Annotated in this window: 10 protein-coding genes; 3 read left to right on the top strand and 7 right to left on the bottom strand. The window is 65.2% G+C overall.

The genetic code is table 11. The features are described from left to right. On the bottom strand, positions 1–1,588 hold a 1,588-nt coding region (locus tag OXF11_17545), incomplete at its 3' end, for a fibronectin type III domain-containing protein (GenBank protein ID MCY4488904.1). 308 nt (positions 1,589–1,896) lie between these two features. Here OXF11_17545 and OXF11_17550 point away from each other — a divergent pair. The 3 genes from OXF11_17550 to OXF11_17560 all read left to right on the top strand — a co-directional run bounded on the left by OXF11_17550 (position 1,897) and on the right by OXF11_17560 (position 5,977). Further along, positions 1,897–3,387, top strand: coding sequence for a multicopper oxidase domain-containing protein (locus OXF11_17550; protein ID MCY4488905.1), 1,491 nt, complete (start codon positions 1,897–1,899; stop codon positions 3,385–3,387). A 106-nt stretch (positions 3,388–3,493) separates the two neighbouring features. Continuing rightward, positions 3,494–4,705, top strand: coding sequence for an ATP-binding protein (locus OXF11_17555; protein MCY4488906.1), 1,212 nt, complete (start codon positions 3,494–3,496; stop codon positions 4,703–4,705). Positions 4,706–4,996: 291 nt separating this feature from the next. Further along, positions 4,997–5,977: an aldo/keto reductase gene (locus tag OXF11_17560; GenBank protein ID MCY4488907.1), complete on the top strand. Its 981-nt coding sequence runs from the start codon at positions 4,997–4,999 to the stop codon at positions 5,975–5,977. Positions 5,978–6,000: 23 nt separating this feature from the next. Here the strand turns inward: OXF11_17560 and OXF11_17565 are convergent, their stop codons facing one another. The 6 genes from OXF11_17565 to OXF11_17590 form a co-directional block, all read right to left on the bottom strand. Continuing rightward, positions 6,001–6,999 carry a hypothetical protein gene (locus OXF11_17565; GenBank protein MCY4488908.1) on the bottom strand — a complete coding sequence of 333 codons (999 nt, stop codon included), beginning with the start codon at positions 6,997–6,999 and terminating at the stop codon, positions 6,001–6,003. A 9-nt stretch (positions 7,000–7,008) separates the two neighbouring features. Then, positions 7,009–7,599 (bottom strand): DUF1007 family protein, encoded by a 591-nt coding sequence (locus tag OXF11_17570; GenBank protein MCY4488909.1) that lies wholly within the window; start codon positions 7,597–7,599, stop codon positions 7,009–7,011. 65 nt (positions 7,600–7,664) lie between these two features. Continuing rightward, on the bottom strand, positions 7,665–8,450 hold the full coding sequence (locus OXF11_17575; GenBank protein MCY4488910.1) for an SDR family NAD(P)-dependent oxidoreductase: 786 nt from the start codon (positions 8,448–8,450) through the stop codon (positions 7,665–7,667). Between the two features lie 509 nt (positions 8,451–8,959). After that, positions 8,960–9,979, bottom strand: coding sequence for an AEC family transporter (locus OXF11_17580; GenBank protein MCY4488911.1), 1,020 nt, complete (start codon positions 9,977–9,979; stop codon positions 8,960–8,962). A gap of 146 nt (positions 9,980–10,125) precedes the next feature. Beyond that, a complete protein-coding gene (locus tag OXF11_17585; protein MCY4488912.1) occupies positions 10,126–10,617 on the bottom strand; it encodes a cupin domain-containing protein in 492 nt (163 codons plus the stop codon). 90 nt (positions 10,618–10,707) lie between these two features. Further along, a partial coding sequence (locus tag OXF11_17590) for an amidohydrolase family protein (protein MCY4488913.1) occupies positions 10,708–11,526 on the bottom strand: 819 nt, incomplete at its 5' end.

Consider the following 11,526-nt stretch of genomic DNA (forward strand, 5'->3'; position numbering starts at 1 on the left):
CCTGTGCGTGGCGCACTTCGTAGCGCAACAACTCAAAACCGCCGTGATCCCGCGGCCCCGCCCATCTCAGCGTCACCTGGGCATTGCGCGACGTGGCGGACACGGTCTGAGGCGCGGCCGGCGCCGCCTTGCCCGTCCTCCATTTTCTATGCGAAGTCACCCCTGGTCCCCGAGTGTTGACCGGCCGCACCTCGAAGGCGTACAGCGTTTCGCTGACCAGGTCGGTCACGGTGTGTTCCGTAGCGAGACCTACCGATTTCCATGGCACATTCACGAGGCTGCTGCCCTGCCCGTGCCGCACTTCGTAGTGTGACAGCGCGAAGCCACCGTTCGCCACCGGCGCCTTCCATGTCTGCGTCACTTGGCGATTGCCCGGCGTAAGGCGGACGTCCCGGAGAGGGGTGGGCATGCCCGGGATCGCTAGGACCCGCACCACCGGTCCGGCTCCCCGATCGTTCACGGCCCGCATCTCGATGAGGTAAGGCCTGCCGTTGTGCAAGAATCGAAGTGGCACCGTCATTCCTGTGCGACGAAAGAATGCTGCCCAAACCCAGGGAACGTTCTCGTGCAGGCCTCGGCCTGAGAGCTTGCCATGACGCCATTCGAGGTGGGCAAAGGAGCCGCCGTCGTCCTCCGGCGGCTCCATGGTCACCGTCACCATGCCATCGCCCGGCGTGGCGGACACGTCCCGAGGAGCGGTCGGCACAGTCGCCAACGGCGTCGCTCGGACCCTCGCCGCCGGCCCGGCTCCCCGAGCGTTCACGGCCCGCACCTCGAAGGTGTGCAGCTTGCCATCGGAGAGGTTGCGAACCGTGTGCGTCGTAGCGAGACCCACCGGTATCCACTGGGGCCAACGCCGGTTCAAGATAGCGTCACAACCCGAACCATGTGGCCAGCAGGAATCAAGGGGTCCCCACAAAGGATCGGTAACAGTCCTGCCCAGGGCGCGGCGTACTTCGTAGCGCAAAACTGCGGAACCGCCGTTCACTGTCGGCGCTTGCCATTCCAACGTCACTTGGCGGTTGCCCGCCGTGGCGGACAGGTACAAAGGAGCGACCGGCACACCCGGTGTCACTTGGATTTCCACCGCCGGCCCGGCTCCGTGAGTGTTCACGGCCCGCACCTCGAAAGTGTGCAACACGTTGATGGGCAGGTGAACGATGTACGTAACGGCGTGTGTCCTGCGTGTCGTGCCGAGACTCACCGGTACCGGTGTCCACGGTGCATTGTCGGGGACGCTCTCGCCCTGAGCGTGACGCACTTCGTAGCGCAACAGATCAAAACCGCCGTGGTCCCGCGGCCCCGCCCATCTCAGCCTCACCTGGGTGTTGAGCGACGTGGCGGATACGCTCTGAGGCGCGGTCGGCACCGTCCGCTGGGCTTGGACCGGCAGCGCTTCCGCAAGGACTGCCAGCAGAAACAGGAAGACCGCCACCGATGCACGGACGAGACACGCGTTGCCGTTGGGGATGTGCGTGCCCGCGGCCCGGATCGCACTGTCCCCGGTGCCGTCCGGCGCGGGGACAATGGCCGTTCCGGTCTCGTACGGTGCGACAAGGAGTTTCCTTAAAGACTGTAATTCCCTCATAGGGAAAGATTAACAGATCAATTTCAAGGATCAACAATCTGTATTAATCGTTACAGATCGTTCGCGGCACCGCGCCGGGTTGTCGTTGGGTTGACCGGGGACGGCGTGAAGCTCACGGATGAGGACCTCGCGCGGCTCGACGCCATCCTACCGTACGCCGCCGCGGGGAACCGCATCCGTGACATGAAGCGGGTGAACGCGTAGCGGAACCGTCTGCCGTCCAATTGGGGAAGCTCTGATGAATTGCCGTCGGGCAAGAGGGCGCCATTCACCAGCGCTCGACGCGGTTCTCCCATGGAAGGAAAATTATGAAACGGGCCATGATGGGATTGTTGGTTGTCGTGCTGTTGGCGGTAGGGGTCTGCTACTGGCTGATCTTCGCTCGAGCCTCCAACGGCGGGCTAACCTTCCGGAACAAACTGCTGATTCCCGAACAGCTTTTTGGGACCGTTGTGGAAGGCCGCCGGCAGTTCCACCTGACCGTTGCAGAAGGGACCCGGGAGTTCCTGCCGGGCAAGCAAACACCGACAGCGGGTGTCAACGGCCCGTACCTGGGACCGACGGTGCGACTGCGCCGGGGCGAGGATGTCGATCTGATCGTCCGGAACGGCATGGGTGAAATGACGACCATGCATTGGCACGGAGCGCACGTTCCCGCCCGCATGGACGGCACGCCGCATCAGAAGATTCAGCCCGGCGAAGCGTGGACCGCGAGCTTTGAAGTCGACCAAGAGGCCGCTCCGCTGTGGTACCACCCGCATCCGCATGGCACCACCGGGCGGCATGTCTACCGGGGAATCAGCGGCTTCATGTGGATCGATGACGATAACAGTGATGCGCTGGACCTGCCCAAGACCTACGGCGTCGACGACATTCCGCTCGTGATCCAGGACCGGCTCTTCGATGACGAGGGTGCGTTCCGCTTCGGGCTCAACCAAGGCGCCGTTTACGGCGACACCGTGCTGGTCAACGGAACCTGGAGTCCGTTTCTTGAGGTTGAGTCACGCCGCATTCGGTTCCGACTGTTGAACGGCTCGAACGCGCGCATCTACTACATCGGTTTTGACGACAACCGCGCGTTTCACCAGATCGCCACGGACGGCGGATTCCTCGAGACACCGCTCCAGACCGACCGCGTGGTCCTCGCTCCCGGGGAACGCGCCGAGATACTGGTGGACTTCAGCGACGGTGCCGAGGCGGTGTTGAAGAGCTACCCGGAAGCCGGACTGCTGGAAACGGTCGAGGCGTTTTTCGGGGGTATCGGCAACGGGCACCTGGAGTTGTTGAAGATCGTTCCCCGGCCCGCGAAGCGCGCATCCCACGCACTGCCGGAGCGCCTCAACACCATCGCCCGCATCGATGGCGCACGAGCCGCCAAGACCCGTCCGATGGTGCTGGGAGGGCCGATACAAGGAGCACAGGGAGGACGGTTCGCTGGAGGCGGACCCGGTCCGGGGCCGCCCATCAACGGCAAGATCATGGATATGGGGAGGATCGACGAGGTCGTGCGGCTGGGGGACATCGAGATATGGGAAGTGGACAATCGCGGGGGGCAGGCCCACCCTTTCCACATCCACCTGGTGCAGTTCCAGATTCTCGACCGCAACGGCCAACCGCCCACCGGCGCGGAACTCGGTTGGAAGGACACGGTCCTGGTGCCCGCGGGCGATGTCGTCCGGATCATCATGCCCTTCGATCGATACGCCGATCCGGAAGTGCCCTACATGTACCACTGCCACATCATGGAACATGAGGATAACGGCATGATGGGACAGTTCCTGGTGGTGGAAGACCCGTAGGGACTCGGCAACCGTGCCGGAAGGTAATGCCGGGACGCCCTCGCCTCACCGATGACATTGAACTCGTTGTGTAGACAAATTTAACTTTCAACCCCATAATATCCGGGTGCAGTACCCTCGGATTATCGATGACCGGCTACTCCGGCTCGCGACCCACTTTCCGGCCGTGGTGGTCACCGGTGCGCGGCAGGCGGGCAAGACGACCCTGATGCGCGCCACCTTCCCGGATCATCACTACGTTTCCCTCGATCTCCCCACGACGGCCGATCAGGCCGAGCGCAACCCGGACGCGTTCCTGCACCACCATCCGGCGCCGGTGCTCATCGACGAGGTGCAGTACGCGCCCGGCCTGTTCCGCCACCTGAAGGCGGCTATCGATGAGCGTCGCCATGACATGGGCCGCTACATCCTCACCGGCAGCCAGAACTTCACGCTGATGAAAGGGATCTCGGACAGTCTTGCCGGCCGTTGCGGGATCGTGGAGCTGGAAAACCTGGCGCTGCACGAGATCAACGCAGTGACCCCTCCCGGTGACGACGCGGCCAGCCTCGCCGGTCTGATGGCCCGGGGCCAGTTCCCGGAGTTGTGGCGCGCGCCGGAAGTGCCGGCGGCGGATTTCTTCGCTTCGTATCTGGCCACCTACCTGGAACGCGACGTGCGCCAGATCCTCAACGTGGCGAGCCTCCGGGACTTCGAGCGCTTCGTCCGCGTCCTGGCGGCGCGGTCCGCGGCCATGCTCAACAAGAGCGACGTCGCGCGGGACACCGGCGTGGCGGTGAAGACCATCGGCGAGTGGGTGAGCGTGCTGGAGGCGTCCGGCCAGGTCGTCGTGCTGGAACCCTGGCACGTGAGCTTCGGCAAACGCGTGGTGAAGACGCCGAAGGTCTATTTCCGTGACAGCGGGCTACTGTGCTTTCTGCTGGGGCTCGACGCCTCCACGCTGCTCACGTCGCCGGCCCTGGGCGCCGTATGGGAGACGTTCGTGTTCGCGGAGATGCGCAAGCTGAACGAGGCCGAGTCCGCCCCCGTCAACTTCTGGTACTATCGCGACCAGCGCGGCCAGGAGGTGGACTTCGTGCGCGACGCCGGCGGCGTCCTCGGCTTCATGGAGTGCAAGTGGAGCGAGCGGCCTACCCTGCGCGACGCGCGCGGCCTGCTCCGGGTGAGCGCCGGTCTGGCCGCGTCGAACAGCCCCTGGCGCCCCGGCCCGCACTACGTCATCGGCCGGCCCGCGTCCAGCCATTCCCTCGGTGAGGGCGTGGCCGCCGTGGCGCTGCGCGACCTCCCCGCCATCGTCTCCGGAAACCCGCTTGCCTGACCGCTTGCGCTGGACCGCGTTGCCTCTCCGCGCCCAAAGACGTAGTAATGGCACAGCCCAGTGTCCTGTCCGGTGAATTCGCATGAAACGATGCGGAGGATTTTCCGTCGTCGGCAAGGCGCGTGACCTGTAGGGGCGACCTGCGGTCGCCCCGGCGGGGGGGACCACGCGAGGAAGAACAACGCCGCCGACGCTAAAACAATCCGCAGATTATTGCGCGAATTCACCGGACGGGACACTAAAGGCTGCGGGCTTCAGGCGAACTGAAGGCCGCCAACGAGGAGAATCACTATGCAATACCGCCAATTCGCAACCACCGACTGCCAGGTGTCGCCCATGGGGCTCGGCTGTCTGAGCATGTCCGGGATGTACGGGGCCGGCAACGACGACGAGTCTATCGCCGCCCTGCACCGGGCCTTCGAGCTCGGCATCAACTTCCTGGACACCTCCGCCAGCTACGGCAACGGCCACAACCACGAGCTCATCGGCAAGGCCATCAAGGGCCGGCGCGACCAGGTGGTGATCCACTCCAAGTCCGGCAGCCCCCGGGCCGCGGACGGCACCGGCCTCGACGGCGGCAGTTCGCCCAAGTACCTGGTCCAGACCTGCGAGGAAAGCCTCCAGCGGCTGGGCATCGATTGCCTGGACATGTACTGCATGTCCCGCATCGATCCCGAGGTTCCGGTGGAGGAATCGGTGGGCGGCATGGCGCGTCTCGTGGAACAGGGGAAGGCCCGCTACATCGGCCTGTCCGAGGCCAGCGCCGACTCCATCCGCCGCGCCCGGAAGGTCCACCCCATCGTCTCGCTCCAGATCGAGTACTCGCTCTGGTCCCGGGACCCCGAGCAGGGCAACATCGAGGCCTGCCGCGAGTTCGGCATGGGCCTCATGGCCTACTCGCCCCTGGGCCGCGGCTTCTTCGCCGGCGCCGTTCGCAGCCTGAACGAGTTGGGCGAACGCGACGGCCGCCGCAACCAGCCCCGCCTCCAGCCCGGCAACATCGAGCGCAACCTGGAGCTGCTGGCCCAGGTAGACGAGGTCGCCAGGGACAAGGGCATCACCACCACCCAGCTCGCGCTGGCATGGCTCATGGCCCAGGGCCCGGACATCTTCCCCATCCCCAGCAGCAAGAGCCGCAAGCACCTGGAGGAGAACGTCAAGGCTGTCGAGGTGGAGTTGACGGACGAGGACCTGCGCCGGCTCGACGGCATCCTTCCCTACGGGGCCGCCGCAGGTAACCGGACACGGGACATGAAGCGGGTGAACGTATAGCCTGCCTCGGACCGACCTCCACCTCAGCCCAGCGGCACGTCGAGAAACGCGATGAAGGACGCGAGTCCAACGAGGGTCACGAATGTGGCTCCGGCGTAGTTCATGGTCGTGCGCAGGGCGGCTGCGCGCCGGCTGCTTCCCGACCGTTCCATTAGCTGCATGGCAACCTGCCTGGCGAGAATGGCTCCGACTCCCACCGCGCAGATTGACGACCCGATGCCGAGCGACATCGCGGCCACGAGCAGGAACCCTGGGTAGATCATGTCGTTCGCCACCGCATACAGCATGATCAGAACGGCTCCCGGGCATGGGACCATGCCCGCCGCCAGGGCCACGAGGCCGCCTTCGAGCCTGCCGCCGCGGCCATGGTCGTGGTCGCTACCGTGACCATGGCGGTGTGAACCCTCATGGCCGTGGCTGCGTTCAGGAGCGGCGCCGCCTTCGGGGACCGCACTTCTTGACGTTTGCGCGGCCCGGTACAGCATGTACAGGCCGATGCCGACGATGATGAGAAAGCTCCCGGCACGTACGCCCGGCACTTCGGACAGTCCCATCCCAAAGCCGGCGCGGAGGACCGTGTCCGCGAGCCAGACGATGATGACGGCCGCGATGACGTGAACGATCGCGACCTGCGCGGACATGACGACGCCGCGCATTACTCGCGCTTCCCGTCCGAGGAAGTACGAAACGATGACGAATTTCCCGTGTCCCGGCCCGAACGCGTGGAAGATGCCGTAGGCGAACGCGATGGCGAGACCGAGGAAGAAAACCCCAAGGTCGTCACCGCGCTCGATGGCTTTCATGTAGGTAGCGATCTCGGCGTTGGCGCGGCGTTGAAACTCCTTGATGGTTGCGGTGAGCGTCGCGAACGCACCGGCGTCGTCCTCGACGACTTCGACTTCCGGCGTCACGCCCCGCGTCTGCGGGAACACGAGCGGCGCGACCATCAGCCCCGCGAGCATGCCCGCCAGCACCAGCCATGCGGCCAGTGTCCGACTGCGGTTCCCTTGCAGCGGTTCCATCGTCACAATTCAGCCTCCGCATCTGAGCGTCACGGGCCGAGGATGGCCGGCCTGCTCACCCTTGCCGCGCGCGATCCGAAACTTGCAGGTCGGTTTCAACTCGCCCACCACTCCCAGGAAGCCCGATGTGGGGAAACGGAAGTCCACCACGTTCTTGGGATCCAACAGACTGACGATGACGGGGCCGTCACTCGGGTCGGCGGGCGGTGTCAGTGGCAAGGAAAACTCGATGACGAGCCGTTCCTGTTCGATTCTCGCCGTGAAGCGATCGACGGAGTAGCCTTCGTGTCGCCGGCCCGACGCCCACACGTGCACGTGGTATCCGGACCGGCCAAGCGGATCGAACGTACCCGCACGAAGCTCCTGTATCTCCGCGTGCCCCAACGCGCCATCGCGGTCCCGGTCGTACGACCGGATCGTGTGGGAGCTGTAGTACTCGTCGAAGCGCCACACGAAAGCGAGCCCCTTGACCCTGTCGTCCTCGAGCTCGAACGCCATCCTGGCCTCGACCCACACGTGGGGATTGGCGTACACCCCCGGCCCCGGGAGTGAGAGGGCAAGAAGCAATGCGGGCAAGGCTGTGGCGAGGAGGTGTCGCATCTTAATCTGGATCGACCAAGCTCCTGTCCCCTGGGAGTGGAGCCGCGAGCCACGGGGCGCGCGGGTCAGGACATCAAGCGCCCGCCCGACACGTTCAACGCCTCGCCGGTGGTGTGCGACGAATCGCTCGACGCGAGGAACAGGGCGGCGTTGGCCACTTCTTCGTGCAGTGCGTGCTTCCGTAGCGGGGTGTGGGCCAGGACGCCCTCCCACAACTCCTCGAAGGAGACGCCGAGGCCCTTGGCGCGGTCGTGGTACATCTCCCGCAGGTCGGCTTCGTCCATGCCGCCGGGGCAAATGATGTTGGCGCGGACGCCCGAGGGGCCGGCCTCCTTGGCGATGGTCTGGGTCAGTCCCAGGAGGCCCCACTTGGCGGCGCACAGGGAACCGCGCAGCGCCATGCCCTCGCGTCCGGCAGTGCCGGAGATGCTGACGATGCTGCCGCGTTTCTGTTCGATCATGACCTTGAGCGCGGCCTTGCAGCAGAGGAAGATCGCCTTGAGGTTGACGTTGAGGACGTTGTCCCATTCCTCCTCGGTGATCTCGTGCACCTCGACCATGGGGCCGCGGAAGCCGACGCTGTTGACGAGGATGTCCAGCCGGCCCCAGCGCGCCACCACGTCCGCCACCATTCGCTCCACCTGCGCCAGGTCGGTGGCGTCGGCCGTGATGGCCACCGCCTCGCCGCCCTTCTCCCGGATGGCTTGAACGACGCCGTCCAGCTCGGTCTGCGTCCTCTCCAGATCCACAAGGGCGATTTTCGCGCCCTCGCCGGCGAAGGTGCCGGCGATGGCTTCGCCGATGCCGCGGGCGCCGCCGACGATGACTGCTACTTGGTCTGCCAGCTTCATGGTTCCTCCCAGCCTTGGTCGCCGTGATTGTTGAGGGATGTGGCCACTACGATACGCCACTACGCCACACCCCGAATCGTCATCGCCACCACGCCACGCCCCGAATCGTCATCGCCACCACGCCACGCCCCGAATCGTCATTCCCGCGAAAGCGGGAATCCAGGGGTGGTGGTGGGGCACTACAGCGGCGTTTCCCCGCCTCGCCACCCCTGGATTCCCGCTTCCGCGGGAATGACGATTCGAGGGGGCTCTGCTTCCCCGGTTTGACGACTCGGGGGTTGGTGCCAGTTCTTGTCCGGGCGACGTCGTGACATAGCCGCTTCCGCGGGAATGACGATTCGGGGGGCTCTGCTTCCCCGGTTTTGACGACTCGGGGGTTGGTGCCAGTTCTTGTCCGGGCGACGTCATGACATAGCCTGTTCCGCGGGAATGACGAGGTGTACGGTGTAGCGCCTTCCCACTCGAACGATGGGTTCAGACGTAAAAGTACCACTCCCGTCACGAATGCATCAAGCCGCCCCCAGCGCGGTCACCACGGCGATGACTCCGGCGACGGTGACGCCGGAGAAGATCGTGGTCCAGAATACGACGTCGCCGGTGAGCTCGGCGTCGCCGTCGAGCTCGATGGTCAGGATGAGGGTGTTGACGGCGGTGGGGGCGGCGGCGCCGATGATGAGGTGGGCGCCGGGCCAGGGCCAGAGGCCGAAGGCGTATGCCGCGGCGCCGACGAGCGCGGGCAAGGCCAGGAGCTTGACGAACGCGATGGGCGCCACCTGCCGCCATCGGGGCCAGCGGGCGCCCTTGGCAAGCTGAGCGCCCAGGGCCACGAGCATCATGGGCACCAGCGCCCCGGACAGCGAGCGCAGGGGAAAGGACACCCACACGGGCAGGAAGTCCGCGCCGTTGAACGAGCGGAGGCGGATCTCCCGCAGTATGAAGGAGGTCACCAAGGCATAGGGTATGGGGAGCTTGAGGATGCCCAGGGCCTCGCGGGCGCGCCCGCCCCTGGCCACGGCCAAAACCAGGTAGCCCAGGAACCAGACCAGCAGGTTGCTGAGCATCACCACCAGCGCCTGCACGTGCAGGCCCGCTTCCGCGTCCGGCTGGCCCTGGAAAAGCGTGCCGCCTTCGACGTAGAGCAGGTGGGCCACCGGGATGCCGAAGTTGCCGGCGTTGAACACGATGCTGCCGAGGATGACGGCGGCGACGGTCTTGTTGGGTGCGCCGATGGCGCGGCTGCTGGTGAACAGCAGCACCCCCAGGGCTCCCAGGACGATCAGGAATACCAGCGCGATGAGCCCGATCTCGCCCCAGGGGATGTCGCTGTCGTAGATCTTGATCAGCAGGAAAGACGGCACCAGCAGGTACATGCTGACACGCGCGAGGGTCTCCAGGCTCAGTGTCTGGTAGCGCTGGAGCAGCGTGCCGAAGCCCACCATGAGCAGCAGCGGCAGCAGGATGTTGTAGAGGATCTGGCCGGTGTGGTGCAGCATGGCGTGGGAAGGCGCTACCGGGACGTGCCCGGGCACGTCCCTCCTTGCGGGACAGGTTGGCGGCGCGCGGCGGTCGGGCTCCTGGGCACAAAAATACCGGCGCTCCGAGGTTCCCGTGCGGGCAGGTCCCCGAAGCGCCGGCTGATGACTTCTCTATGGACGGCGGACTTGCTGGTCCGCGACTACCCCGCGGACTCCGCGAAGAACTTGCCGGGCATCTCGATGGGCGGCAGTGTCTTGTTCTCCTCCGAGTCGGAGGGAATCTCCTTGCCGTCGGGCCCGAGGCGCGCGTCGTCGCCCCGCGGCGGCGTGGCGTCGATGCCGCAGCCGATGCGCAACACCACGAGGTTGCCGTCGCCGGTGTTGAGATAGCGATAGTACGCGCCCTTGGGGATCATGATCCCCTGGTACTTGTCGATCTTCAACTCGTTGCCCTTCTCGTCGAAGACCGACATCTGGCCTTCGAGCACGACGAACGAATGGTCCTCGTCCAGGTGGCAGTGGACCGCGTTCTCGCCGCCCTCGGAGTTGATCTTGGTGTGGATCCACATGTTGTCGGTCTTGGCCACGAGCTGCGTGACCCGGCCCTGCTGCATGTAGGGGGTCTTGAGCGAGTACCGGTAGGCCTTGGGCCTTTCCTGGACCTCTTCTTGTTTCTCGGCGAGTGCTTCCATGTTGATCTCCTTTCGAACGCTTCGTGTTCTTTCCGGGATGGGGCCCTTCGACTTCGCTTCGCTCAGGGCGCCACCTTGATCAAAGTCTCCTCAGGCGTTGACCCCCTCCAGCTTGAGGTCATAGAGCTTCAGCACGTTCTCGCGCACGACCTTGCGGAAGATGTCCGGCGGCAGATGCCCGAGCTCGTCGGTGATGACCTGGCGCGAATGCGGCCAGGTGGACGCCGCGTGCGGGTAGTCGTTGGACCACATGCAGGTCTCGCTGCCCCACCAGTCCAGCAGCCGGCCGCCGGTGGGATCGCTGAAGAAAGTGGCGTAGAACTGCTCGTTGCAGTACTCGCTGGGAAGCTTCTTCATGTGCGGCAGCGGCGCCTTGGTGGCGTGGCGCTTGAAGTACTTGTCCCACTCGTGGAGGTAGAACGGGATCCACGAGATCTCGTTCTCCACGTACACGAACTTGAGGTCCGGGTAGTTGGACATGGGGCCGCCGAAGACCAGCTCGAACAGGGTGTTGGCGGCGTCCGCCAGCTTCTGGTTGACGGTCATGCGGTAGACGTCCAGGCCTTCCCTGTCGTACCGGCTGTAGTTGAACCCCGTCAGGATGTGCAGGTTGACGGGCATCTGCAGATCCTGGGCCGCCTCCCAGAACGGGTTGTAGTGGTCGCTGGTGAAGGGGAGGTGGTCCGGCGGCACCTGCCATATGAGGCAGCCCACCAGCCCGGCCTTCTTGCAGCGCTCCAGCTCCTTGATGGCGTTGTCGATGTTGTAAAGCGAGATCGACGGCACGCCCACGAGCTTGTGGGGGTGCACCTTGCAGTAGTCGATGAGCCAGTCGTTGGCGAGCTCGAAGCAGGCTTCCTGAAGCTCCGCGTCCTCCAGGGCGAACAGGCGGAGGCCCAGGGTCGGGTA

This window comes from Deltaproteobacteria bacterium, assembly GCA_026712905.1.
Lineage (GTDB): Bacteria > Desulfobacterota > Binatia > UBA9968 > JAJDTQ01 > JAJDTQ01.

Bases quoted from the DNA above. Each gene is read 5' to 3' on its own strand.
- OXF11_17550 (MCY4488905.1), top strand. From the start codon at position 1,897: ATGAAACGGGCCATGATGGGATTGTTGGTTGTCGTGCTGTTGGCGGTA.
- OXF11_17560 (MCY4488907.1), top strand. From the start codon at position 4,997: ATGCAATACCGCCAATTCGCAACCACCGACTGCCAGGTGTCGCCCATG.
- OXF11_17565 (MCY4488908.1), bottom strand. From the start codon at position 6,999: ATGGAACCGCTGCAAGGGAACCGCAGTCGGACACTGGCCGCATGGCTG.
- OXF11_17570 (MCY4488909.1), bottom strand. From the start codon at position 7,599: ATGCGACACCTCCTCGCCACAGCCTTGCCCGCATTGCTTCTTGCCCTC.
- OXF11_17575 (MCY4488910.1), bottom strand. From the start codon at position 8,450: ATGAAGCTGGCAGACCAAGTAGCAGTCATCGTCGGCGGCGCCCGCGGC.
- OXF11_17585 (MCY4488912.1), bottom strand. From the start codon at position 10,617: ATGGAAGCACTCGCCGAGAAACAAGAAGAGGTCCAGGAAAGGCCCAAG.